This is a genomic window from Rahnella sp. BIGb0603 (genome assembly GCF_024808755.1).
Classification (GTDB): domain Bacteria; phylum Pseudomonadota; class Gammaproteobacteria; order Enterobacterales; family Enterobacteriaceae; genus Rahnella; species Rahnella contaminans.
Map to the genome: position 1 here is coordinate 257,637 of NZ_JANUEX010000007.1, position 22,313 is coordinate 279,949.

The following is a 22,313-nucleotide window of genomic DNA, read 5'->3' on the forward strand; positions in this document are numbered from 1 at the left end:
TTTACCGGTCAGAGGCTGAGCTTAGAAGTGCGTGTTCAGACTCATGTAAAAAGTCCGGCCCGGTTCGTTGTAGGTTGCTGCACCCGCACCGTACATATAGGCGTTGGTGGTGGCGTTACCCACTGTCTGGGCATTGCCCGCACGGAACTGACGCTTGTCGAACACGTTATCAATACCGGCGGTTACGCTGACATTTTTAGTCGCAACGTAGGTGCCGCTCAGGCCGACCACTGAATACGGGCTGACTTCATTCTTCTCACTTCCGGTTACGGCTTCACCTTTGTAGTTGTATTTTTTCGGCTTCTGACGGCCATACCAGGTCAGGGTGGACTGCACGGAGAAATCTTCCGTTGCCTGCCAGCTCAGCGTGGAGTTGACCGTAAATTCAGGGATGATCGACAGATAATCGCCGGTCTCTTTGTTTTTACTTTCAATCATGTAAGTCCCGTTGTTATTCCAGGAAATGGTACTGGTGACCGGAATATTCAACGTCCCTTCCAGACCCTGAACGACGGCTTTAGGAACGTTTTGCCATTTATAAACGTCAGTGGTGCCCGTCGTTGATGTGCCGGTTGGCAGATAACCCGCCTCGATTTTGTTGCGGTAATCGTTACGGAAGTACGTCACGCCTGCCTGATAGCCGTTGCGGTGGAACTCAAGACCGATCTCTTTGTTGATGCTGGTTTCTGCATCGAGATCTTTATTCCCTACCAGATAACAGCCACCGCCGCTGGCGGCACAACCCTGGCCTTTACTGTAAAGCACGTAGTTCGGGTTGGTCTGATACAGGCTTGGCGCTTTGTAGGCACGCGCGATCCCCATTTTCAGCGTGAAGTCATCGCCCAGTTCCTGAGACAGGTTCAGGGAAGGACTCCAGTTATTGCCGACAATAGAATGATGATCGAAACGAAGGCCCGGAACCAGCATCGTGCTGTCGGTCAGTTCGATGTTATCTTCCGCAAACAGCGAGAAGATTTCCGCCTGCGAATACGGGCTGCGACCGGTGCTGTCGATACCGTCAATGGCACCGCCGAGCATAGACTGAACGTTGGAAGACGGGTCTTTCATCTTTTGCTGGTTCCATTCAGTGCCCAACGTGGCGGTTTGCGGCACGCCTAAATCAAACGGAATACTGACTTCGCTGTGCGCAAGAATGTCGCCCAGCGCGATGGTGTTGAAGCTGTCGTCAGAGAAGATCCCCTCCGTGCCGCCCGCCAGACCTTCATCCATGCGTGAGTTACGGGTTTTTTCGTACTGCACATAGTTGGTGGTGGAAATGCCATTGTCCCATGCGCCTTTGTACGTCAGGGCGTAGGACTGGCGGTAAATACGGTTGGTCTCTTTGCCGTACATACTTTTAACCAGCGCACTGGTATTGGTGTTTTGCGTGTCACCGGCGTACAGGTTGCCCTGACGGCTGTTGGACACCTCAAACTCAAGTGACTGCATGCGGGCGAAATCCCAGTGCAGCATGGCGTCGATATTTTTATTGATGACGCCTTCGCGACCGGCCGGAACGGTGTCGGCATAGGTGCCGGTGCGTTCGGACTGATGGCCGTCGTTGATATACTGCGAATCAGCCTGTGTTTTGCTGTAGCCGCCAAACAGACGGAAACTGAACTGGTCGCTGAGCGGGCCGGACAGGCTGAAATCGGTGCGTTTCGTTGAACCTTCTTCTTTATGCTGTGGCGCGTTCATGTAGGTATTCCATGAGCCGTGCCATTCGCTGGTGTCTTTTTTGGTGATGATATTCACCACGCCGCCCGCCGCACCGTTGCCATAACGCGCGGCCGCCGGGCCGCGGATCACTTCGATGCGATCAATCATATCTGGCGGAACCCAGCTGGTATCGCCGCGGGTATCACGCTCGCCGCGCCAGCCCTGACGCACGGAGTTACGGCTGTTCACCGGTAAACCGTCGATCAGGATCAGGGTGTTTTCCGGGCCCATGCCGCGGATATCAATCTGGCGGTTGTTCCCGCGCTGTCCGCTGGTGGAGTTACCGGTCAGGTTTACGCCGGGCATGGTGCGGATCAGTTCGTTGATGTCGCGTGCCGGTGGGCGTTTTTGGATTTCATCAGACGTAATGGTGGAAACACCCGGAGCCTGAAGATTTTGCTGTGCAGCGGTGACGACCAGCGTGTCTTCGGTTTTTTTCGGCGTTTCAGCGGCCGTAGTCCCGGTTTCTGTTGCGGTTGTTGCGGAGGTTTCTGCTGCGCTGACGGGGAAAGTAAGCGCTGATCCCAGCCCGATTAAGGTTGCCAGCGAATAATGTGGTAGCCTGCTTTTCATGTCGGATTCTGCCCTGAAATTCCATCCTTTCCTGAAAAATAGCGAGATTGAACAGGAGGATGGCCTGTTGTGTGTGTAGTTTTTGTTGACCCGCGTTACGGGCGGTAACACACTATTGCAAATAAAAACAATTATCAATTAGATTCCCATTCCTAATTTGTAGGGAAAGTGTAAAGCGCCATACCGGGAATGTTTTTTCTTGTCTGCCAGAAGGCTGTAAAGCGTAAAAAATGATGAAATATCAGCATCCGCAAAAACCTGCGGCTCAGGTCATGTTGTTGGAACCTCTGGCTGGAAGTGCCGCGTGGTGGAATGAAATTGCTGCGCGGGGAACGCCGTGGACGGAACCTTCGCGCGAAGGTTTTTATCGTGTGACGTTCTTCTGGCGGGATCCGCAGGGCAACGAAACGACTTCGGAGACCCAGCGTGTCTGGATCAACATCAACGGCATCACCGATCACCATCAGTCGTCGCCGCCGCAGAGTTTGCAGCGGCTGGCCGGAACGGATGTCTGGCACTGGCAGACCGAATTGCGTGCGGACTGGCGCGGAAGCTACAGCCTGATCCCACGTACCGAATCCGGTGCTGAATTTCCGCAAAATAACGATGATTATCAGAGCATGCTTGCCGCGCGTGAATGGTGGAAAAACCTCTTCCGCCACGCGACGCACGATCCGCTGAATCCGCATCGCCCGTGGCCCGGTGCAAAATCCCATGCGTTGTCCGGCCTGCATATGCCGGAAGCGTTGCCACAGCCCGCCTGGGAAGAGTTTGATCTTGATGGCCCGAAAGCGCCGCAAGCTCCGGCGGCGTTACAAACATTCCGCTGGAAAAGTGCGCGTCTGGGGAATATGCGAAACGTCTGGGTGTTTACCACCGGCGAAAGCCAGGAGCCTGCCTTGCGCCCGCTGGCGATCCTGCTCGACGGCCAGTTTTGGGCGAAACAGATGCCCGTCTGGCAGCCACTGACGCAGCTCACGCGCGAAGGGGCGCTGCCCGACGCGGTGTATGTGCTGATCGATGTTATTGATATTCAAACCCGCAGCCGCGAGCTGACCTGCAATCCGGAGTTCTGGCTGGCGGTGCAGGACGAGTTATTGCCGCAGGTGAAAAAACGGGCCGCGCACAGCGATAACGCGCAAAAAACGGTGGTCGCAGGGCAGAGTTTTGGTGGCCTTTCGTCGCTGTATGCCGGTTTGCACTGGCCTGAACTTTTCGGGTGCGTGCTGAGTCAGTCGGGGTCTTTCTGGTGGCCGCGCCGCCATCGTCAGCAAGCCAGTGATGATCAGCAAGAAGCGGAAAGCATCCTGTCGCAGGTTGAAAAAGGACTGGGGGAACGCAGCCATTTGAAAATCTTTATGGAAGCCGGCAGAAACGAAAAGCTGATTTATGACGTGAATAATCAGATGGAGGCGCTGCTGAAACCGACCCCCAATCAGGTGCGTTACCGGGTGCTGGAAGGCGGGCACGACGCGCTGTGGTGGCGCGGCGGTTTGCTCGACGGCCTGTGCAGTCTGTGGGATGAGACACAGTGGGCCGCCGGAGATCCTCCGTCAAACGGCTAAATTGCCGAGCGGAATAATTAACGGCGTATGTGACACCGGGCAGTCGATGATTGAGCAACGCAATCCGAAAACCTGCTCAATCAGTTCCGGCGTCACGATATCGGCAGGCGCGCCTTCTGCGAGGATTTTTCCGTCGCGCATGGCGATAAGATGCCCGGCGTAGCGGCAGGCCTGATTCAGATCGTGCAGCACGACGACCAGCGTCCGGCCATTTTCCTGATTCAGGCGACACATCAACTCCATCAAATCAATCTGATGGGCGATATCCAGCCAGGTCGTCGGCTCGTCCAAAAGCAGCAACGGCGTTTGCTGCGCCAGCACCATGGCAATCCACACCCGCTGCCGCTGCCCGCCGGACAGTGAATTTACCGTGCTTTCCGCCAGTTCATAAACTCCGGTTGCCCGCATCGCGTCATCGACTGCCTGCGTGTCCTGCGCATTCCAGCGGCTGAACAGATTCTGGTGCGGATAGCGCCCGCGACCGACCAGATCGGCCACCGTGATATCACCCGGCGCGGTCGAACTTTGCGGTAATAAGCCCAGCCTTTTTGCCACGTCTTTCGTGCCGTAATCGCTAATCAGTTTTCCGTCGAGAAAAACCGTGCCGGACTGCGGCTGCATCAGGCGGCTCAGCGTACGTAATAACGTCGATTTCCCGCAGGCGTTAGGCCCGATAATCACCGTTAGTTTTCCTTCCGGGATCGACACCGATAAATCCCGCACAATGACTTTTTTGTCGTAACCGAGCGTCAGGTTCTGCGCATACAGCGGTGAAAAATATTCAGTCTTCATGAACGGCGGGACTCCCGGATGAGCAAACCAATCAGATAAATACCGCCGAGACTGACGGTGAGCACGCCGACGGGCAGTTGATAAGGGAGGAAGAGACGTTGCGCCGCGACGTCTGCGGCGAGCAGCAGCAGTGCGCCGGTCAGCGCGGCAAAAAATAACGCGTGCTGCTGGCTGGCGCACAGGCGTCGGGAAATCTGTGGTGCCACCAGCGCGATAAAGGAAATGGGTCCGGCCAGCGCCGTCGCGGCGGCGGTTAATGCCACACCCGCCAGCATCAGCAGCAGGCGTGAACGTTCCACCGGGACACCCAGCGCGCACGCGGTATCGTCACCCATTTCCAGCAAACGCATTCGCGAGGAAAGCAGCCGGGCGAGGAACAGAGCCAAGACAATCAGGGCGATCACCGGCAGGCTTTTTTCCCATGTAATTCCGTTGAGCGAACCCGCATGCCATAACCCGGCGGTGAGCGCAGACTCAAGCGAGGCGTTGATAATCAGCCAGGTATTGCCCGCAATCAGCAGTGCACGCACACTGATACCGACGATAATCAGGCGGAAGGTTTCGACGCCCTGACGCCATGCCAGCGCATAAACCAGCAGCGCACTGACGATGCCTCCGGCCATGGCGCAGATCATGGTTTCAGCCGCGCTGGCGTTGAATAGCACGATGGCCAGCAGAACGCCGCTGTAGGCGCCGGTGTTAAAACCGATGACGTCCGGGCTGCCCAGCGGATTGCGCAGCAGAGACTGGAAAATCGCGCCGCTGACGCCCAGTGCCGCGCCGGTGATCAGTGCCATCACCACGCGCGGCAGACGCCACTGGGTTACAATGATGTGCAGATTTTTTGGGCCATCGCCGAGAAGGGCGCTGACGACCTGAGCCGGTTTCAGCGCCAGCGTGCCGCTGCCCAGCGCAAATATCGCCAGTAAGAGTGTGCATAAAGCTAACGCCAGCGCTGTCAGAAATGGCCGCGAAATTAGCGGGTTTTTTTTCAGCGTGCGGGATTCAGATAATATCTGGCTCATGGCTAACCTCTGCGCAATCCGCCGGGGCGGCGAACCAGAAAAATAAGCACCGGCGCGCCGATAAAGGCGACGACGACAGAAACCCGCAACTCACCGGCGACCAGTAGCCGTCCGGCGATATCTGCCGCAAGCAACAGCGTCGGCGTGAGGACCAGCGTCCACGGCAACAGCCAGCGGGGATCCGCACGGCAAATCCAGCGCGCCATATGCGGCACCATCAGCCCCACAAATGCGACAGGGCCGACGGCTGCTGTCGCGCTACCGCATAACAGCGTGATGGCCAGTAATCCCAGCAGTTGGGTCGTGATGATTTTAGTGCCCAGCGCGGTCGCCAGTTCACTGCCCATTGTCAGATTATTCAGGGAACGGGTCATCAGCAAGCTGAGGAAAATGGCGAAAAGGATCGGCGGTGTGACGGTGCGGATCACCGCCATGTTGCGGATATCCAGCGAACCGGCCTGCCAGAAGCGAAGCTGATCGTAAACCTGCGGATTCAGCAGGGAAATCCCCGACGAGAATCCTTCCAGAACGGCCGCCAGCGCAACGCCTGCCAGTGTGAGACGAACAGGGTCAAGCCTTCCGCGCCCGAGTGCACCAATCATGGCGACCAGCAACGTCGCTGATAAAGCTCCGGCAAACGAGAACCACAGATAACCGCTGACATCGGTGACACCAAAGAAGGCAATTCCGAGAACGACCGCAAACCCGGCACCGGCGTTAACGCCAAGAATACCGGGGTCGGCCAGCGGATTGCGGGTCAGGATTTGCATCAGCGCGCCTGATAATCCGAGCGCCATTCCCGCCAGTAAACCTGCCAGCGTTCTCGGCAGCCGGGCGTCGGTCACGATCACGCAGTCAGCACCGGTGCAGTGCCCGTTGAGTGCTGAAATCACGGTGCTGAAAGAAAGGGATTTCCCGCCCAGCAACAGACTCAGCGCCATCATCAGAACAAGCAGCAGCACGGCAAACAGTATTCCGGTGGCCTGTCGCGGAAATTGCCCCGGCGATGAAACGCGAGGCGCAGGAATTGCGTGCATACGACGAGTCATCAGCGGGCGGTGAACAGGGTTTCAAGCTGCGTCAGCATATTGCTGGCGCTGTAATAATCCAGCCTGAAAGTATCATCGCCCATCGCATAAACGCGCTTACCTTCTACTGCGGGTAATTTCGCGAGGAACGGATTGGTCAGCAGACGCTCAGCGTCGGTTTGACTGGCAGAGAACAGCAGCAGGGTCTGGCCGTTTAGCGCGTCAGGCATTTTCTCGCCGGAAAGCTGAATGATGTCATGACGTTTGCCCTGACTCAGGCTGGCGGCAATATTCAAAGGCACCAAGGCCAATTTAAACCCTAACTCTTGCAGCAACTGTCCCTGCGGTGAGGCGGGGGTCCAGAGATTTGCTGTTTTGCCATCGGCGCTGTAAACCAGCGCAGAAACAGGCTGCGGTGGCAGTTTTATGGCTTTTTTTAATGCAGCTTCGCGCGCCTCAAACCGGGCAATAACGGTAGCAGCATCGGCTTCCTTGCCGGTTGCCTGACCTAATTCCTTCGCCAAATCCTGCCAGCTTTTGTCGTCATAATTAACCACCATGACCGGCGCAATCGCGGAGAGCTGAGCATAAAGCTTCAGGGCGGAATCACCGCCGGTGGCCGCAATAATAATTAAGTCCGGAGCCTGACCGGCAATGGCTTCGGCATTCGGTTCGCCGATGTACAGACGTTCAACTCCGCGCTGTTTCGCGATATCTCCCCACTGGCGGAAGAAGCCCTGCTGATCGGCAAATCGGCTGTTTGGCCCGGAAGCCCCGCTGGCAATCACGGGCGCGTTGATGGCCAGCAATGTCCCTGTGACCGTCACGCTGGTGGACACAATTCGCTGCGGAGGTTGCTGCAATGTGAGGATGCCATGAGAAGTTTTTATCTCGCGAGGCCAGCCTTCCGCAAAGGCGTGAGTGGTGAAAATCAGTGATAAAAACAGCCCGGCAATCCCTGCAAAAATGCGAAAACCAGCGCTAATCATTGGATCCATTCCCTAATCTTTAATGTTAATGGTTCTCATTATTATATTTGAGCGAGGCCGGGTCAATCGCGGGAGGGGAGAATGAGGGTAAAGGTCTGGTTAAGAAGGGAGTTATGGTTTCTCGCTTAGCTTCTTTGAATCTGATTTTTGTTCCTATGCAAGATGCTTAATTCGCTAACAAACATCTGAAAATTTCAATTTTTTGAACTTGCATGCTGATGAACATTTCAGCAGGCGTATGTTTGCACAACTCAATAACTTACAGCAGATGTTAAGAATGGCTATACCCATTTATTTATGGCTCAAAGATGATGGTGGTGCTGTGATTCGTGGTGGCGTAGACGTCAGGGGGCGGGAAGGGAGTATTGAAGTAACGGAAATTCAGCATAATGTTGTGTTACCGACGGATCGCCAAACAGGAAAAATAACCGGTACACGAATTCATACTAGTTATTATTTTGAGAAGGAAATTGACGATTCCAGCCCGTATTTATATAAGGCATTAACCACCGGGCAGCGATTGAAAAATGCCGAATTCAGGTTCTATTCGATTAACGATTCCGGTCAGGAAGTCGAATATTTTAATACGCTTTTAGAAGGTGTGCGCGTGACTTCCATTATGCCAGTAATGTTGGATATCAAAGCCCCTCTCTTTGAAAAAAAAGGCCATATGAGTGTGTAGAATTCGTATATGAAAGAATAACGTGGCGGTACGTTGACGGTAATATCATTCACTCTGATTCGTGGAATGAAAGGAAAGGAGCTTAAGATGGCATGGGAATATGACCGCGCAAGCGGAACGTTAACGCATAACGGCACGGTGAAAACGACCGGTTATTCTGGCAAGGGGCGCTACAAAAATCATCCTGAAACGGAAGCTATACACGCCCCGCATGGAAGTCCTGACGCCGCTCCACTTCCCTCCGGCAGTTACACCATCTCGGCGCCGTTTAATTCACATGTCACCGGCGCTTATGCTATGCGCCTGAATCCAAATAGTTCGAATACCATGTTCGGGCGGGGTGACTTTGAAATACACGGAGATAGTCGTCAACATCCGGGCGAGGCATCGGAAGGCTGTGTTGTGATCGCGCCATCCGTCCGTCGAGAAATCTGGGCAAGTGGTGATCGTACGTTGAAGGTTAAATGATGAGGAAAATAACGCTAACGTTAATTGCCAGTCTTTTGCCACAGATTGGATATTGCCAGACGTCGTCGGATAGTCTGCATGAACGAGTCATATTTGCTATTGCTCATAATGACGCTGCCGCCTTAACGAGTCGTGACTATGAGGAGATTCAGAATAAAATTACACGCGGAGACACCGAATACATATCTCTTTATCCTGAATTAACTCAGGAACCGTTTTTAGGTGCCGCTGCATTTCAGGAAGGCATCGATACAGCATTGGCGCTGGCGCTGACAGTTAATACGCCAGCAACTTTAAAGCAGGTTACGCCGCATAATATTAACATTGTCTGTGGAATGCCATTTATAGAACCCACGGAAAAAATGATTGAGCGCTATTACACCAGCGCACACGCGCAGTTAGCAGGAACAGGAAAGAGCGGAGCAGCGTGTCTCGATATTCTCGAAGGTCAGATGAAAGATATCAAAGCAGCGGATAAAGCTGGAAAAATGGAATGGGGAGAAGATGAGTACTGATCACTCTCACTGTAATCGGTCAGAAGAGTGGATAGGTTTTATTGCAGTCAACAACCGGTAAGCACTCTGATTATCCGTGCAAAAATCTCCGGTTTAAACTTTAAAAAAACAAAGGACTCACGTTTTTGACGCAAGTCCTTGTTTAATTTGGTGGCCCTTGCTGGACTTGAACCAGCGACCAAGCGATTATGAGAACCGTGAAAACAAATTTAAAACAATGAGTTACTGATTGTTTAAGGGAGTGGCGCATTAATATAAGTCAATATAGGCCAACTTTCCTTTCTTCGTGCGACAATTTTGCGACACATTTACTAGGGCGTTAGATCTTCTGTAGTACCGAGACAATCATGTAACTCTTTTGGTGCATAGCTAAAGTTACTCCAGAGATCTCTAGCTACAGAATGGTGGAATTTTCGAACAAAACACTCAAGCCAGAATCTTTCAGTATTTGGAATCATTCCTCTGAAAATTGCTTTTGCTCTTTCTTTCAGTAAGCCATCTTCAATGAAGTGTATCCTAATGATTATTTCATGAAGTATCCCTAATTCGTTTTCAAATAACACAATCTCATTATCCGAAAATTTATTAATGGATCTTTTATAAATTTCATCCTCGCTTCCTGGCGGCATCCTTGTTAACTTAGTAATCATGGTAGTGTTTAAAAAAGAAAAAAAATATTTCCTATCAGGAATTAATATATTCTTGTCTATGCAATTACTTAGCATCTCAGTTAATTTGATAACATCATTTATCGCCTGCTCACCTCTTAGATGCTCCAGGTTAGATTTGTTGGATTGATTTATTTCAATTACGGTTATTACTAGCACAAGTACACTAGCTAATGTAAATACAGGCCCGTATACTCCGCCAATATATGATCCAAATGCTGCCCATTCGTTTGAATTAGACGATAAATCTTGATGAAATTTAAAGAAGTATAAAAACAATGGAGTGCCACATATAATTAATATAGCTAAAGAAAGTATTGCGGTGTACCAGGGGTGTTTTTTTATTAATGTTGTGGCCTTTTCAAGGGTAGTCATTATTTCACCATGGGATTATATTTTAAAATATCTTCAAGATGGTCAGGTGCAAAATGAGAATAACGCATAGTCATTTTAATGTCAGTATGTCCAAGGATGCGCTGCAGCACCAGAATGTTGCCGCCGTTCATCATAAAATGACTGGCAAAAGTATGACGCAAAACATGCGATAACTGGCCATCAGGAAGGGCGATTTTAGTTCGACCTAATGCTGAGCGAAAAGCATAGTAACAAGGTTCGAAGAGCGCTCCACTCTTCTTCTTAGGGAATGATTCCGCAAGTTCATTACTAATAGGAACGGTTCTGTTTTTCTTACCTTTAGTTTTCGTGAAGGTAATTCGGTCATTAGACACTTGTGATTTTGTCAAACTTTCTGCTTCGCTCCACCTCGCACCAGTGGAGAGACAAATTTTTACAATAGTTTCTAAATCTTTGGCGCTGCTGCTTTTGCATTCTTCTAACAGAGCGGAAATCTGCTCTTGAGTAAGATATGCCATCTCACTTTCTTCTGTACGAAAAGCTCTTACATTCTCCAATGGGTTTGGTAGTAACCATTCACCAAGTCGTCGGAGTTCGTTAAATGCCGCTCGAAAGTAAGATAATTCTAAATTTATGGTGCGTGGTGTGACTTTTGAAACTCGCGCTGTCCTAGCGAATTCACCTGATAATCGTTTGGCACGATAAGCGGAAAAAAGTTGTGCATTGAATTCGGTCGCTAGCGGTTGCCCCATACATTCCGCTGCCCATTCCATAGCATCTAGTCTTCTTTGCCCATCCTTCAAGGTTGTACCATGTTGGTCATACCAAAGTTTGGCAATATCTTTTAATCGCCTGGTTTCTTTCTTTTCGCCATTCCAGGGAGTGTTCTGTGCTTTCTCTAATGTATAACGCTCGAAAGCAAGAGCTTCGCCTTTGGTGCTAAATTTCTTGCGAACGCGTTTACCGCGTTTCCCCGCACTGCGATTCTCAGTATAAAAATCGGCTTCCCATTGGCCGTTTTCAAGCTTTCTGACGGGCATGATTATTTACACGTCATAACAACGCGGCCGAACACTGTAATGTCGTCCAGGTTGCAATCAAAAGCCATGCCTACGCCACTAACCCGAACTCTTTTCACCGGGACTCTTGTCAGTGTTCTGATACTTACCTTTCCTTCAATATCTACCAGCCACTCACCATCATAAATCTCAGGGAATTTTTGCTCGACGATGAATTGTGTTGAGCCATCAATTACGCAGATAGGTTCTTCTGGAATCTGAGAACCAGGGAGGAATAAAACTTTATCGAACAGCAAATAGCCTGACTCATAAAGCTGGCCTTCTATTAGCTTTTTGCGAGGGAATCGCATGATGTCCAATTCGCTGTCTTCAAATTTCTTGCCGTGGCCAGTAGCAAGCCACTCAAGATTTGCACCTGTCTCGGCAACGCACCGCACTACGATATCTGCAGGAAATCCGCCGCGCTTATAACGTCCCGCCAAACTGCTCGAAGCAATACCAAGATGTTCAGCCAGTAAAATTTTGGAACCAAAGCCATAGGCATCTAAAACGCGATCCAATACGGGGGCGCTCTCGCCGTCAAAGTTGAAGATAAATTTAGACATGATTTCACAAAGGATAATCGCTCAAAAAGCTACATAAATATTGATTTGTAGTTTTTTGCGAGTTAACCTAGCTCCGTTTTGTAGTTATTAACGATTATTGACGGATATTGCCGTATCCAATCAAAACAGGAGTTTGCCTTATGCGTCCGAATATTACAATTGTCATCCCCGAACCTTACTTACCTCTCGCTGAATATTGCCGTCGCACAGGTATGGCAGTCGAAACCGCTCGTAATTTGATCGAATATGGGAAGCTTCCAATCAAGCCAAAAGGTTTACAAAAGAAAGGCTTAATAGAAATTAATATGGCTGCTCTTACTGTCCAGGCGTTGAGTGAATGCAACATTGCGCTTTCTGCCTAATAACTTGCCCAGATTAGGGGAAAGCGACAATGTTTGATTATCAGACCTCTATACATCCATATCTGGATACCGCTTGCCGCCGCTTCTCTTTGGCGCACAACCTAACTGAGGTTGCTGCTGTTATGGGGATTTCTGCCCAGGTGCTACGCAACAAACTGAATCCAGAGCAGCCCCATCGTTTAACAGTAAACGAACTGATCATGCTGACAGATATCACTGATGATTCGGCGGTTCTGGATGGTTTGTTGGCACAACTGAAATGCTTGCCTGCTGTACCGGTGAATGAAGCAAAACCAGATAATTTATCGTTGCACACCTTAAGTGCCACGGCTGCAATCGGCGTTATCGCTGGTGAAGCCATATCAGCTGCGCCTATGACGCAACTCCGTAGAAACGCCATTTTAGACCGAGCCAATCAGGCGATCCGCGATCTGTCCTTGCTCGTTGTGTCTGTTGAGTCGCGTTTTCACACCACGCCTGTGCTGGCATCTGCAATGGACGTTTTGGGTTCATGCGGCGTCATGCCTGGGCTGACCTGAGGCTATTCGATGAAAGTTTTCGCACAACTATTAAAGCAACAATCGCCAACGATTCAACTGCAAAGCTATGGCCACGGCTGGCTTGAATTGCCGAACGGTCAGCGTTGGCAACCGGCAGCCAGCAAAGTGGCGTTTCTAAGTGGTTGCCGTCACCCGATGGTGAAGATTAAACGCCGTCCGTGGTGGACTCGCCTAATGGGGTTAAGGGGGTAAGCGTGGAACAGCAAATGCCGAAATGGATTAGTGAAGCCCGAAAGATGATTTCAGGGGCTGAAAACCGGGTGAAACATTATTGGGAAAATCTTCCAGAAGATGAACGCCGCGATCTTTGTTTCCTCTCCCAGCTGAAAAGCCGCCATGTGAAATGTGCCTGGGAAGATTTGACCGAGGCGGAAAAAATCGCGCTGTGGCAGGGCGTTTTGAAGGTCAGAAAAATGCAGCAACAAACCCGTTTGCTGACGCCGGAAGATTTCAAAGGCGTTGTTGTTTGTAGTGTTAGCCGTCGAGCTGACGAACAAAAAATTCCAAATCCAATGCACTGAGGGAAGTATGAAAATTATCACCGTAGACGAAATTGGTTTGATCGAATCATTCGCAGCTTTTGGCGTTAAGTTCAATTACAGCCGTTTATTCCTGAGTAAATGCCACGTGTCAAAAGGCCGCGTTGCGCTGACGCCTTTCATGTTCAATGACACGGTTCACCTTGATAACCCGCACCAATGGTTTGCGGCCAATACTGCGTTTTGGGTTCGCGCCTACCGTGAGTCTGAAACGTTGGTCGAACAAGTCGAAACAATGGCCAGCATTCGCGCCCTGTATTTTTTGGCCGGTTCTTTGGGGCAAGGTCATGCTCATGCGCTGATCAGCACCTGGTTTGATACGACCAAGGAATTGCACGGCATGGGGGCGCTTAACCTGTCACCGCTTGCACCGCTTCCTAAAAAATACGAAACAACGATTTCCCCGCTTAGTTTTCATTAATTAAATCCTTCGAATGCTCGCGGCTTCCGTCAGGTTGCCGGGGTTTCTTGCTGCCAAAATTTGGAGTTGTCCCATGAATCTATCCCGAAATGACCGCCCGAAACGCACGCCAGTGCTGCGGAGTTTTGACCAATCATCACCGGCTTATCAGGACGCTGAAAGTCTGGACAATATTTTGAAGAATGCCCGCGCAGAATCGATGGCCGATGCAGCTGTGAAATACTCCGGCCGTTTGGAGCGTTTGGCTGCATATATTGCGACTGAGGGATTAAACGCAGCGGAAGCCGTGGAATTGCTGCGGCAGGAATCCGAACAGTTTGATCGCGCCTTATAAATGGAGCTTTTTGCCTTTAACGGCCAGCATCATGAAACCCGCCAGTGGCAGCAAGAGCAATTTGCCCCTGGCGCACCTGATGAAATCAGCCTGACTGAGCGGCAGTTATGGCATCTCAATAAGGCCGATCACGATTGGCGTGCTGAGTATCTTGGCGAAATGCCGGATTTCTTGGCACGCTATTTTGGCGATCGCTACAGCAAATTATTGGAGGGTGGCCATAACGGCCGCCGCCGTGCCAATACGTTTTTACGTACTACGGTGGGTAAGAGCGTATTGCCACGTCTACGCAATGTCTGCGAACAGTACACGACAAAACACCAGGCTGCGGGGGTGATCCCTTTCCCATTCCTGGCTGACCTTGAAAAACTTCCCACCTTTGGGCGTGATGAACTGCGTAACCTTGCGCACCGCGTCGCTGATTTTATGTCTGAGTCATTCACCGATTTTATTGATCTGGCTTTTGACGGCGCAGTTGCTGATCAGAAGGAAATGACGCGCCGCACTTTTGCCACCTTTGAGCACCTGGGCAAGTTGGCCAAAATGGCCGGTATCACGCCGCCGTACTGGCAGCAATTTCTTTCAGGTCGCACTTTCACAACTCGCACCGCGGAATCCGGTTTATTGCGTATGGTGGCACCGGAATGGTGGCGTACTAAGTTGAAGCGCCGCCGTGATCTGCAACGTGAGCATATGGCCATCGCCGTTGGCCAGGTGCAAAAGGCGGCATCGGCCTACGTCAGCCGTTCCACGCAAGGGGAATGGGTGGAGCAAAAGAAACGTAACCGGGAGTTTTTTAAATCGTGTGATCTGCAAAATCAGGAGACGGGGGAGCGTCTTTCCCTGGCTGACATGGTGGACGGCAGCAATGCCAACCCGGCAAAGCGTCGCTGCGAACTGATGGTTCGTATGCGTGGGTTTGAAGATTTGGCCACTGAAATGGGGATGGCCGGAGAGTTTTACACGATCACCGCGCCGTCGAAATATCACGCCGTGCACAGCAAGGGCGGGTTCGTGTCTCAGTGGAACGCGGCCAGCCCGCAGCAAACACAAAAATACCTTTGCGGCGTATGGGCAAAAGCCCGCGCTGCGTTTTCCCGCGCCGGGATCCACGTCTTTGGTTTTCGCGTAGTCGAACCGCATCACGATGGGACGCCGCACTGGCATATGTTGCTGTTCATGCGCCCGTCAGACGTGGCCGAGGTGCGAGATATTCTCTGTTACTACTCCCGCTTTGAAGACTCCGAAGAACTGCAATCCGAATACGCGCTTAAGGCGCGTTTTCACGTTGAGCCTATCGATCCGGAGAAGGGCAGCGCAACCGGCTACATCGCTAAATACATTTCCAAAAATATCGATGGGTACGCGCTGGACGGGGAAGCCGATGACGAAACCGGCGAAAATTTAAAAGACATGGCCAGAGCGGTATCTGCCTGGGCAAGCCGCTGGCGGATCCGTCAGTTTCAGCAAATCGGCGGTGCGCCGGTAACGGTCTGGCGTGAGTTACGCCGCATGCGTGATATCACCCTGGAAAACAAATCTATGGATGCCGTGCTGGCTGCGGCGGATGTGGGGTGCTGGGCATCCTATACCCAGGCACAGGGCGGGGCGTTGGTGGCGCGTCGTGATCTGGTTGTGCGCCTGATGTATGAAATCACTGAATGCGGCAATGAATACGGAGAAGCCGTTCAGCGTATCCAGGGGGTTTATTCGCCGTTATCGGGTCAGGAATCAGAGGTATTAACGCGCCTGGCTAAGTGGGCGATTGTTCCGAAGTTGGCCGACAGCGAAGCGGAGGTTGCTTTTCCTGGCGGCATCGCCGCCCCTTGGAGTTCTGTCAATAACTGTACTCAAAGTACGATCACCGAATTGAAAAAGGGCATCGGTATTCAGTCACAGGATGCTGGCCAGATGGCCAAAGCGCTGGCCAGGGGCAATATCGTGCCGCTGGATCGGGAAACCGAAATGCAATTAGAGGGCAACCGGCTGGTGGTCAGGCGACGGAAAGCATATTGCAAGGAGTGTGGGGAGGTTATCACGCCCGAAAATGAGTCATTTGATTCTCCTGGCATGTGCTGGGTGTGTGCCGATGGACATGTTTTGCAGGTGGATCAGAGTGATGCCGTTAACCGGGCGTTTGAGGCATTAGGGATTTAATGCAAGCTGAAAACTCGCAAAAGCACGCGCAGTTTGCTTTTATTCTGTAACATTTTGAGATACTGTATATTTATACAGTTAATATATTAAGGAGGTTGGGGGATGCAGGATTTATTTTTTGAGACAATCGCCGTGCAGCGGATGGAAATGATGTCTCGTCTGGTATCAGTAGGAGCATGCAATCAGGAAGATAAAGCTATCGCACTTGATTGGCTGGCTGAGTTAAATGCGGAATTGCTGAAAAATTTGATTGAGAAAGATAAGAAAAACCCCCAAAACGGGGGCAGTGATTCAGGCTTGTTGCAGTAGCGAAAGCAACATTTGCTTATCGTCGGATTTCAAAGACTCCACTAAGCCACGCAGTAAACTGCCCTGGCTTTTCGCGCTGGGGCTAATAGTGTGCGAAAAGGTCATATTCATTACAAAGGTATGGCCACATTCGAAGTCAGAACACGCACAATACAGGTCTGAAATCTGGCGGTGTTTGCGTGACGTTTTTTTAATGACTGAGTTCGCGCCGCATTCGGGGCAGATGACTTTCATCACGCGCATGTTGTTGGCTCCGGGGAAGTGATAACCCCGTGATTTTAGCCTGTTGCGGCTCATTTTTCATCCTCTGATGTTGTGTCAAAGGCGAAGTTAAGCCGCAGATGTAACGGAATTTCCGGGTCACTGTTGACCGCATTCATGATCATGCGCTGCAACGGAATGACTTCATCCTTTCTATATGTCGTTCGTGACTTATCCGGGTCAGGTAAGCCGCCCGTATTTTGCGGAATAATGCCCGCCAGGCCAGCCGGGAACCGGTGGGCGTTCAGCACATCCTGCGCGCTGATGTTCTTCACATTGTTGAATTCATCGTTCGCGCCGATATCCCCCACCGGAATAAACTGGATCGCCTTTTCCCCGCCCTGGGGAATGTTCACAAAGATGGTGGAGAAGTTCCCGATCCCTTTGCTGCTTTCCAGTCTCTGCGCAATTTCTTCCTCTACTTCATCGGTCATGTTCGCGTCGTTGGTGTAAATGATCCCCCCGGTGTGCGCCCCGTTGTGATAGTAGCGGCGGCGGAAAATGGTTGCTTCACTGTTGAGTAATGCCGAGTGAATGCCGCTGATATAATCCGGCAGGCCGTAAATCTGTTGCTGCGGGTCGTACTGTTTGAGGAAAATCACATCATCCGGGCTGTATACCAACGGTTCGCCGTGCTGCAGAACCACAAATTCCCCTGTTTTACGCACGCGCAGATACAGCGACGGCAGCGGCAGCAAATCCACCACGTCACCCCAGCCCGAACGCACTTTCAGAATGGCCAGGTCGCCGCAGGATAAATAATCAAACACGCCTCCGCGCAACTGCTCATGCGTTAAACCGCCGCCCAAGTAATCCGATGCCACCATGTTGTGACGGGCATAAATCACGCCGCCGTGCTGACTGTTTAGGTTCGTCAGTTGGACCAGTGCCAGGCGGTCAATCGGCAAGGTGTAGTGATCGAATTCATTGTCATACCAGATATCCTGGTAATTTGTGCCGGTGGTCAGGATGGGTTCCGGGCGTCCCATGCTGATGATGCTCATTCTTATGCTGCTGTCTCGTTGTTCTTTCTTTGCCTGGCGGGCGGGCTTGTGTTTACTCATGCTGCTTTTTTCCCTAAGTTCCATTTAGATTTACGCTTATGCTCAAAGTTGATCGGCTCGTTAATAACGGCGTGCGCGATTGCCCAAAAGGCATCGGCGTGGCCGGTTTCCACCGTGCGATCGGCTTTGAACGTCATGGCATTGCCGCTGGCCGTGCTGGTGTGTCGGATGGATAAGAAAGACGCGGCAATTTCCCGGTTGTCTTTGTTCCATTCCAGGCGTTTTGCGCCGATTACGTCGATCATCTTCAACACCAGCCGGGTTTTGGTTTCCATGCCGTAGTGAATGGCCACCGCTTCACGTAGGGCAAAATGTTCAATCAGTTCAAATACGCCCCGGCCAATGCCGGTGACGTCTACGCCGATGTAAGTCATGTTGTACTTCCCGAACAGCTTTTTGATCTGCGCGGCCTGATAGGCGAAATTCATCCCTTTCCAGTGAAAAAGGCAGAGCACGCGGAATTTCTCCACGGCATAAAGTGGTGGGGCAACGATGGCAAACGTGGAGGTATCGCCAGAACGCGCCGGGTCAAAGCCTCCCCATACCTCACGGTTACCAAACGGCCGCTCGGCGTTGGGGTCATGGTCTTGCCAATCGGCCACGTCCACGCCGCAGATTTCCAGATCACTGAATTTGAAAACGCTGTCTTTGCTGTCCACAAACACGCACATATACAACATGTTGAACGTGTCTCGGTTGTAGCGGTTGCGCAGCTTCTCGATGCTGGCCAGGTTAAACCCGCCCTTAATCGCATCTTCCATCGTGATGATGTACCGCCACTGGCCATCCGGGCAGAGTCGGCCGCCGTTGCGCATTTCATCAAAGCTAGGGAAAACGGCGTTTTGACGTTCTTTGTCTCCCTGCTTCCATTCTTCCCCCGTCCAGAAGGGATAAGCCTGGTGCGTTTTGGCGCTGGGCGTTGAAAAGTAGGTGGTTCGCCAATGATCGTGCGTGGCCATTGCGCTGGCCACCTCGTTAAGCTTGGCGAAATTCGGCACCCAAAAGTATTCGTCGCAGTACAAATGGCCGCTGTATGACTGCGCGGTGTTTTTGTTGGTGGATAGAAAGCGCAGCTCTGCGCCGTTGCTTAATCTGATCGGGTTGCCGGTCAGCACAATGCCGAAATACTGCTCTGCGATGTTGACGATGTAAGAGCGGAACACTTCCGCCTGGGCTTTGGAGGCGGAAAGGAAAATTTGCGGGTCACCGGTCATGACCGCATTTTCGAATGCCTCAATCGCAAAGTACCAAGTGGCACCAATCTGGCGGCTTTTCAGGATGTTCCTGATCTGCTGTGCCAGGTTGTTGCGCAGGTGCTTCTGATAACCGAATAAATGTTCCTCTGCGAAAGCGTCAAAATCTTCCTGTGATAACCCGGAGATATCGTTTTTCTTATATTTTCGTTTCTTCACCGGCTCTGCGCCGTCACCGTTCCCGCCCTGGTTGTCATAGCCTCCCTGATTGCCAGATTTAGCGGCGGCCATTTTCTCTTTATGTTTATTTGTCTGAGCACGCAGTTTCACCGCGTGAGCAATCAGCACATCTATCTCTTTTAATTCCAGCTCTGTTTTTTTGTCCCGGCCAACTAATAATTGGTAACGGCGTTCAATGGCTTCCTCTGTTGATTCATGGCTGAGTAAGTCAGCCCAATTCCCTTTTTGCGCCCAGTAGTAAATGATCCGCGCATTCGGCAGATTTAAATCCTGAGCAATTTCCCTTGGCGTGGCACGGCGCAAATATAAAGCGCGTGCGACGTCTTTTAGTTCGTCTGTGTATTTGGCCATTCGGTAATTATGCGGGGATGTTTCGGCTATTTCGTTAAGTAAATATCTGATGTAATCGGATATAGGGTTATATCCGAATTCTGCTTAATGCGGCGGGCTTAATTATTGGCGATACTGCATTCCACGGAAACAACGGAGGTTAATTCCGGTATGTCAGATTCACATTTAATGACGAATTGGCTCTGTATCGCAACCGAAGGGGAAACGGTTGATAAGCGTTTTTTAACCAGGGATATGTTAATTGACGCGGCGGAAACATATGACCCAAAAAATATGTATACCGCACTGCTTTGGCCAGAGCATGAGCGCTGGTGCGGTAATGCCGGTGAAGTTCTGGAAGTTGCGGCAAGCGAAGATGACTCAGGATTAGTAAAGCTCTATGCACGGTTGTGTCCTTCCACTGAACTGGTACAGGCGAATCGGAACGGAAAGCTTTTATTCACGTCAGTGGAGTTAACGCCTGATGGCAACTTTCGCGGAACCGGCCGTTATTATCTTGAAGGGCTGGGCGTTACAGATGAACCCGCAAGCGTAGGCACTACGCGAATGCGATTTAATAAGCGGAAAGACAATTACTTTATCGGAAATAGTAATCCGCTGGTAATTAACGAAGTTAAGGAAATTAACATGGCAGGGAAGGACAAAAATAAATCGAAATGGCGCAGCCTTTTCAGTATTGAAGACGAAACACCGGCACAGGAAGAAACTCCCCAGGACGGCGATAAATTACAGGCGCTGGCCGAGGTAGTTGCTTCGTTGGAATCTCGTATCACTGCGTTGGAAACAAAAACGGAAGCAACGGATTCAACCGTTGAAGATATTCAGACCGATGTTGAAACCGTGAAAGACGTGGTGGATACGGAAGAATTCGCCCGCCTGCGTGAAGAGTTGCCGAATATCGTCAGCAAATTTAGCAAGCTGGATAAAAAGGTGACCACGTTGCCGAATAAGAATCCGAAGGGTTCACGCAAACCGTTCCAGTTCTTATAAGCATTTATCAGGCTTTCGCCAGGGAAAACATTAACCGCTGAGTAGCGATTAAGGATGAGTAAATAATGATTTTAAATGCAAAAGCGCGTGGCTTTTTAAAGCAATTCGGCGCGGGACTTGCGGCGGCTAACGGTCTGGATGGTGGCGAGGAAAGTAATTATTTCTCTCTGTCTGATCCGAAGGAAACGCAGCTACGTGATGCGCTGCTGGAAAGTTCGGATTTCCTGAACTGGATCACTGTGGCCGATGTTGACCAGCTTTCTGGTCAGGTGGTGAGCGTGGGCTCGTCTGGCTTGCATACCGGACGTATTGCTGACGGGCGTTTTCGCCGCAACGTAGGCGTTAACGGTAATGAATACAAGCTGGTTGAAACTGACTCCTGCGCCGCGCTGCGTTGGGATCTGCTTTCCATCTGGGCGAACGCCGGTTCGGAAGAAGAATTTTTCCAGCGCGTCACCGCGTTTACCACACAGACCTTTGCCTTAGATATGTTGCGTATCGGCTTTAACGGTAAGTCTGTGGCGACGTCTACCGACTACGAAAAAAACCCGAACGGCGAAGATGTGAATATCGGTTGGCATGAAATTGTTCGCAAAATTCGCGAAAAACAAATCATGACCGATGCGGTCACGCTGGATCAGAACGGTGATTACAAGTCACTGGATGCGATGGCGTCAGACCTTATCAACGCCAAAATTCCGCAGGAATACCGCAACGATCCACGCCTGGTGGTGCTGGTGGGTGCTGACCTTGTGGCGGCTGAACAGTATCGACTGTATCAGGCGGCTGACCGTCCAAGCGAGAAAATCGCCGCGCAGATGTTGCAGGACTCCATTGCCGGGCGTCAGGCCATTATTCCGCCATTTATGCCGGGTAAGCGCATGGTGGTGACCACGCTCGCGAACCTGCACATCTATACGCAGCGTAATACCCGCCAGCGTAAAGCGGAGTTTGTTGAAGACCGTAAGCAGTACGAAAACAAGTACCTGCGCAATGAAGGTTACGCGGTGGAATACCCGGAACTGTATGCGGCGATCGATGAATCCGCCGTGACCATCGGCACCGTTGCCGAGCCATCCGAACCCGTAGGCGGAGAGTAAACATGAGCCTGTCACCCGCGCAGCGACACAATGCCCGCATAGCGGCAGAAACGAAGTTAAGACAACGCCAGGCACTGGAAGGGGCAGACAGCTTGCATGTTCTGAGTGCGGCGCTGGCCAACGATGTGGATATGTTGCACGGGCTGACATTGGCGCAAAAGGTGGCGTTAAAGCGTGATGAATTATTACCAAAATGGATGCCCACCGTTGAAAAGTACCTGAATGGCGGTGAGGTGTACCGTAATCCGATCCTGGCATGGTGTGTGATTTGGCTTTTTGACGTGGGCGACATGGACGCCGCGCTTAATTTGGCGGATATCGCCATCGAGCAGGGACAGGAAACCCCGGTTGAGTTGAAAAGCAATTTCCCCACCTTTGTGGCGGATACCGTCCTGAAATGGGCGGAAGTACAGGCCAGGGATGGCCACCC

At 51.3% G+C, this 22,313-nt stretch carries 25 protein-coding genes and 1 pseudogene; 15 read left to right on the forward strand and 11 right to left on the reverse strand.

Annotated elements, in window-relative coordinates:
* Nucleotides 1–21: 21 nt before the first annotated feature.
* A complete protein-coding gene (locus tag M2403_RS19330; protein WP_259230555.1) occupies nt 22–2,292 on the reverse strand; it encodes a TonB-dependent siderophore receptor in 2,271 nt (756 codons plus the stop codon).
* 233 nt (nt 2,293–2,525) lie between these two features.
* Between M2403_RS19330 and fes the strand changes: the two genes are divergently transcribed.
* Nucleotides 2,526–3,857 carry an enterochelin esterase gene (gene fes / locus M2403_RS19335; protein ID WP_405047841.1) on the forward strand — a complete coding sequence of 444 codons (1,332 nt, stop codon included), beginning with the start codon at nt 2,526–2,528 and terminating at the stop codon, nt 3,855–3,857.
* On the opposite strand, the gene M2403_RS19340 is transcribed toward fes, so the two are convergent.
* The 4 genes from M2403_RS19340 to fepB are packed head-to-tail and all read right to left on the reverse strand — an operon-like array spanning nt 3,846 to nt 7,691.
* Entirely contained in the window at nt 3,846–4,649 is an 804-nt protein-coding gene (locus M2403_RS19340) for an ABC transporter ATP-binding protein (RefSeq protein ID WP_259230558.1), read from the reverse strand. The genes fes and M2403_RS19340 overlap by 12 nt on opposite strands.
* Nucleotides 4,646–5,674 (reverse strand): iron-enterobactin ABC transporter permease, encoded by a 1,029-nt coding sequence (gene fepG / locus M2403_RS19345; protein WP_259230559.1) that lies wholly within the window; start codon nt 5,672–5,674, stop codon nt 4,646–4,648. Before fepG ends, M2403_RS19340 begins: the two co-directional genes overlap by 4 nt.
* Nucleotides 5,675–5,676: 2 nt before the next feature.
* Entirely contained in the window at nt 5,677–6,711 is a 1,035-nt protein-coding gene (gene fepD, locus M2403_RS19350; RefSeq protein WP_256443926.1) for a Fe(3+)-siderophore ABC transporter permease, read from the reverse strand.
* Between the two features lie 11 nt (nt 6,712–6,722).
* A complete protein-coding gene (fepB, locus tag M2403_RS19355; RefSeq protein ID WP_259230591.1) occupies nt 6,723–7,691 on the reverse strand; it encodes a Fe2+-enterobactin ABC transporter substrate-binding protein in 969 nt (322 codons plus the stop codon).
* Between the two features lie 277 nt (nt 7,692–7,968).
* Between fepB and tssD the strand changes: the two are divergent.
* From tssD to M2403_RS19370, 3 genes and pseudogenes are all read left to right on the forward strand, one after another.
* Nucleotides 7,969–8,459: pseudogene (gene tssD, locus M2403_RS19360) on the forward strand (type VI secretion system tube protein TssD).
* A 1-nt stretch (nt 8,460) separates the two neighbouring features.
* Nucleotides 8,461–8,841 carry a tlde1 domain-containing protein gene (locus M2403_RS19365; protein WP_152327259.1) on the forward strand — a complete coding sequence of 127 codons (381 nt, stop codon included), beginning with the start codon at nt 8,461–8,463 and terminating at the stop codon, nt 8,839–8,841.
* Entirely contained in the window at nt 8,838–9,356 is a 519-nt protein-coding gene (locus M2403_RS19370) for a hypothetical protein (protein WP_165061471.1), read from the forward strand. The genes M2403_RS19365 and M2403_RS19370 overlap by 4 nt, the downstream gene beginning before the upstream one ends.
* A gap of 311 nt (nt 9,357–9,667) precedes the next feature.
* Here the strand turns inward: M2403_RS19370 and M2403_RS19375 are convergent, their stop codons facing one another.
* From M2403_RS19375 to M2403_RS19385, 3 genes are read right to left on the reverse strand one after another with little or no spacing between them, the layout of a single operon-like run.
* Complete coding sequence (locus tag M2403_RS19375; protein WP_259230562.1) at nt 9,668–10,399, reverse strand: hypothetical protein; 732 nt, start codon at nt 10,397–10,399, stop codon at nt 9,668–9,670.
* Nucleotides 10,399–11,418, reverse strand: a complete 1,020-nt coding sequence (locus M2403_RS19380; RefSeq protein ID WP_259230564.1) for a tyrosine-type recombinase/integrase — start codon at nt 11,416–11,418, stop codon at nt 10,399–10,401. The genes M2403_RS19375 and M2403_RS19380 overlap by 1 nt, the downstream gene beginning before the upstream one ends.
* 2 nt (nt 11,419–11,420) lie before the next feature.
* Entirely contained in the window at nt 11,421–12,002 is a 582-nt protein-coding gene (locus M2403_RS19385; RefSeq protein WP_259230565.1) for a phage repressor protein CI, read from the reverse strand.
* A gap of 140 nt (nt 12,003–12,142) precedes the next feature.
* Between M2403_RS19385 and M2403_RS19390 the strand changes: the two genes are divergently transcribed.
* From M2403_RS19390 to M2403_RS19425, 8 genes are all read left to right on the forward strand, one after another.
* Nucleotides 12,143–12,364, forward strand: a complete 222-nt coding sequence (locus M2403_RS19390) for a regulator (RefSeq protein ID WP_112152073.1) — start codon at nt 12,143–12,145, stop codon at nt 12,362–12,364.
* Between the two features lie 29 nt (nt 12,365–12,393).
* Nucleotides 12,394–12,903 (forward strand): phage regulatory CII family protein, encoded by a 510-nt coding sequence (locus tag M2403_RS19395; RefSeq protein ID WP_259230566.1) that lies wholly within the window; start codon nt 12,394–12,396, stop codon nt 12,901–12,903.
* A gap of 9 nt (nt 12,904–12,912) precedes the next feature.
* Nucleotides 12,913–13,116, forward strand: a complete 204-nt coding sequence (locus M2403_RS19400) for a phage filamentation protein Fil family protein (protein ID WP_259230567.1) — start codon at nt 12,913–12,915, stop codon at nt 13,114–13,116.
* Between the two features lie 2 nt (nt 13,117–13,118).
* Nucleotides 13,119–13,445 carry a hypothetical protein gene (locus M2403_RS19405; RefSeq protein WP_259230568.1) on the forward strand — a complete coding sequence of 109 codons (327 nt, stop codon included), beginning with the start codon at nt 13,119–13,121 and terminating at the stop codon, nt 13,443–13,445.
* A gap of 7 nt (nt 13,446–13,452) precedes the next feature.
* Entirely contained in the window at nt 13,453–13,884 is a 432-nt protein-coding gene (locus tag M2403_RS19410; protein ID WP_259230569.1) for a hypothetical protein, read from the forward strand.
* Between the two features lie 73 nt (nt 13,885–13,957).
* Nucleotides 13,958–14,218 (forward strand): DUF2732 domain-containing protein, encoded by a 261-nt coding sequence (locus tag M2403_RS19415; RefSeq protein WP_259230571.1) that lies wholly within the window; start codon nt 13,958–13,960, stop codon nt 14,216–14,218.
* The gene (locus M2403_RS19420; RefSeq protein ID WP_259230572.1) at nt 14,219–16,375 is read left to right on the forward strand and encodes a replication endonuclease; all 2,157 of its coding nucleotides are present in this window, start codon (nt 14,219–14,221) and stop codon (nt 16,373–16,375) included.
* A gap of 102 nt (nt 16,376–16,477) precedes the next feature.
* Nucleotides 16,478–16,684 carry a hypothetical protein gene (locus M2403_RS19425; protein ID WP_259230573.1) on the forward strand — a complete coding sequence of 69 codons (207 nt, stop codon included), beginning with the start codon at nt 16,478–16,480 and terminating at the stop codon, nt 16,682–16,684.
* Here the strand turns inward: M2403_RS19425 and M2403_RS19430 are convergent.
* The 3 genes from M2403_RS19430 to M2403_RS19440 are packed head-to-tail and all read right to left on the reverse strand — an operon-like array spanning nt 16,667 to nt 19,793.
* Nucleotides 16,667–16,981 carry an ogr/Delta-like zinc finger family protein gene (locus M2403_RS19430; protein WP_129952942.1) on the reverse strand — a complete coding sequence of 105 codons (315 nt, stop codon included), beginning with the start codon at nt 16,979–16,981 and terminating at the stop codon, nt 16,667–16,669. The two genes, M2403_RS19425 and M2403_RS19430, sit on opposite strands and share 18 nt — an antisense overlap.
* Nucleotides 16,978–18,009, reverse strand: coding sequence for a phage portal protein (locus M2403_RS19435; RefSeq protein ID WP_259230574.1), 1,032 nt, complete (start codon nt 18,007–18,009; stop codon nt 16,978–16,980). Before M2403_RS19435 ends, M2403_RS19430 begins: the two co-directional genes overlap by 4 nt.
* The gene (locus tag M2403_RS19440; protein WP_259230575.1) at nt 18,006–19,793 is read right to left on the reverse strand and encodes a terminase large subunit domain-containing protein; all 1,788 of its coding nucleotides are present in this window, start codon (nt 19,791–19,793) and stop codon (nt 18,006–18,008) included. The genes M2403_RS19435 and M2403_RS19440 overlap by 4 nt, the downstream gene beginning before the upstream one ends.
* Nucleotides 19,794–19,943: 150 nt before the next feature.
* Here M2403_RS19440 and M2403_RS19445 point away from each other — a divergent pair, with 150 nt between their 5' ends.
* The 3 genes from M2403_RS19445 to gpM form a co-directional block, all read left to right on the forward strand.
* On the forward strand, nt 19,944–20,783 hold the full coding sequence (locus M2403_RS19445) for a GPO family capsid scaffolding protein (protein WP_259230577.1): 840 nt from the start codon (nt 19,944–19,946) through the stop codon (nt 20,781–20,783).
* A 65-nt stretch (nt 20,784–20,848) separates the two neighbouring features.
* Entirely contained in the window at nt 20,849–21,883 is a 1,035-nt protein-coding gene (locus M2403_RS19450) for a phage major capsid protein, P2 family (RefSeq protein ID WP_259230578.1), read from the forward strand.
* 2 nt (nt 21,884–21,885) lie between these two features.
* On the forward strand, nt 21,886–22,313 hold a 428-nt coding region (gpM, locus tag M2403_RS19455), incomplete at its 3' end, for a phage terminase small subunit (RefSeq protein WP_259230579.1).

Excerpts from the sequence above, each read along its gene's own strand:
- M2403_RS19330 (WP_259230555.1), bottom strand. The coding sequence starts at position 2,292 with ATGAAAAGCAGGCTACCACATTATTCGCTGGCAACCTTAATCGGGCTG.
- fes (WP_405047841.1), top strand. The coding sequence starts at position 2,526 with ATGAAATATCAGCATCCGCAAAAACCTGCGGCTCAGGTCATGTTGTTG.
- M2403_RS19340 (WP_259230558.1), bottom strand. The coding sequence starts at position 4,649 with ATGAAGACTGAATATTTTTCACCGCTGTATGCGCAGAACCTGACGCTC.
- fepG (WP_259230559.1), bottom strand. The coding sequence starts at position 5,674 with ATGAGCCAGATATTATCTGAATCCCGCACGCTGAAAAAAAACCCGCTA.
- fepD (WP_256443926.1), bottom strand. The coding sequence starts at position 6,711 with ATGCACGCAATTCCTGCGCCTCGCGTTTCATCGCCGGGGCAATTTCCG.
- fepB (WP_259230591.1), bottom strand. The coding sequence starts at position 7,691 with ATGATTAGCGCTGGTTTTCGCATTTTTGCAGGGATTGCCGGGCTGTTT.
- M2403_RS19365 (WP_152327259.1), top strand. The coding sequence starts at position 8,461 with ATGGCATGGGAATATGACCGCGCAAGCGGAACGTTAACGCATAACGGC.
- M2403_RS19370 (WP_165061471.1), top strand. The coding sequence starts at position 8,838 with ATGATGAGGAAAATAACGCTAACGTTAATTGCCAGTCTTTTGCCACAG.
- M2403_RS19375 (WP_259230562.1), bottom strand. The coding sequence starts at position 10,399 with ATGACTACCCTTGAAAAGGCCACAACATTAATAAAAAAACACCCCTGG.
- M2403_RS19380 (WP_259230564.1), bottom strand. The coding sequence starts at position 11,418 with ATGCCCGTCAGAAAGCTTGAAAACGGCCAATGGGAAGCCGATTTTTAT.
- M2403_RS19385 (WP_259230565.1), bottom strand. The coding sequence starts at position 12,002 with ATGTCTAAATTTATCTTCAACTTTGACGGCGAGAGCGCCCCCGTATTG.
- M2403_RS19390 (WP_112152073.1), top strand. The coding sequence starts at position 12,143 with ATGCGTCCGAATATTACAATTGTCATCCCCGAACCTTACTTACCTCTC.
- M2403_RS19395 (WP_259230566.1), top strand. The coding sequence starts at position 12,394 with ATGTTTGATTATCAGACCTCTATACATCCATATCTGGATACCGCTTGC.
- M2403_RS19400 (WP_259230567.1), top strand. The coding sequence starts at position 12,913 with ATGAAAGTTTTCGCACAACTATTAAAGCAACAATCGCCAACGATTCAA.
- M2403_RS19410 (WP_259230569.1), top strand. The coding sequence starts at position 13,453 with ATGAAAATTATCACCGTAGACGAAATTGGTTTGATCGAATCATTCGCA.
- M2403_RS19415 (WP_259230571.1), top strand. The coding sequence starts at position 13,958 with ATGAATCTATCCCGAAATGACCGCCCGAAACGCACGCCAGTGCTGCGG.
- M2403_RS19420 (WP_259230572.1), top strand. The coding sequence starts at position 14,219 with ATGGAGCTTTTTGCCTTTAACGGCCAGCATCATGAAACCCGCCAGTGG.
- M2403_RS19425 (WP_259230573.1), top strand. The coding sequence starts at position 16,478 with ATGCAGGATTTATTTTTTGAGACAATCGCCGTGCAGCGGATGGAAATG.
- M2403_RS19430 (WP_129952942.1), bottom strand. The coding sequence starts at position 16,981 with ATGAGCCGCAACAGGCTAAAATCACGGGGTTATCACTTCCCCGGAGCC.
- M2403_RS19435 (WP_259230574.1), bottom strand. The coding sequence starts at position 18,009 with ATGAGTAAACACAAGCCCGCCCGCCAGGCAAAGAAAGAACAACGAGAC.
- M2403_RS19440 (WP_259230575.1), bottom strand. The coding sequence starts at position 19,793 with ATGGCCAAATACACAGACGAACTAAAAGACGTCGCACGCGCTTTATAT.
- M2403_RS19445 (WP_259230577.1), top strand. The coding sequence starts at position 19,944 with ATGTCAGATTCACATTTAATGACGAATTGGCTCTGTATCGCAACCGAA.
- M2403_RS19450 (WP_259230578.1), top strand. The coding sequence starts at position 20,849 with ATGATTTTAAATGCAAAAGCGCGTGGCTTTTTAAAGCAATTCGGCGCG.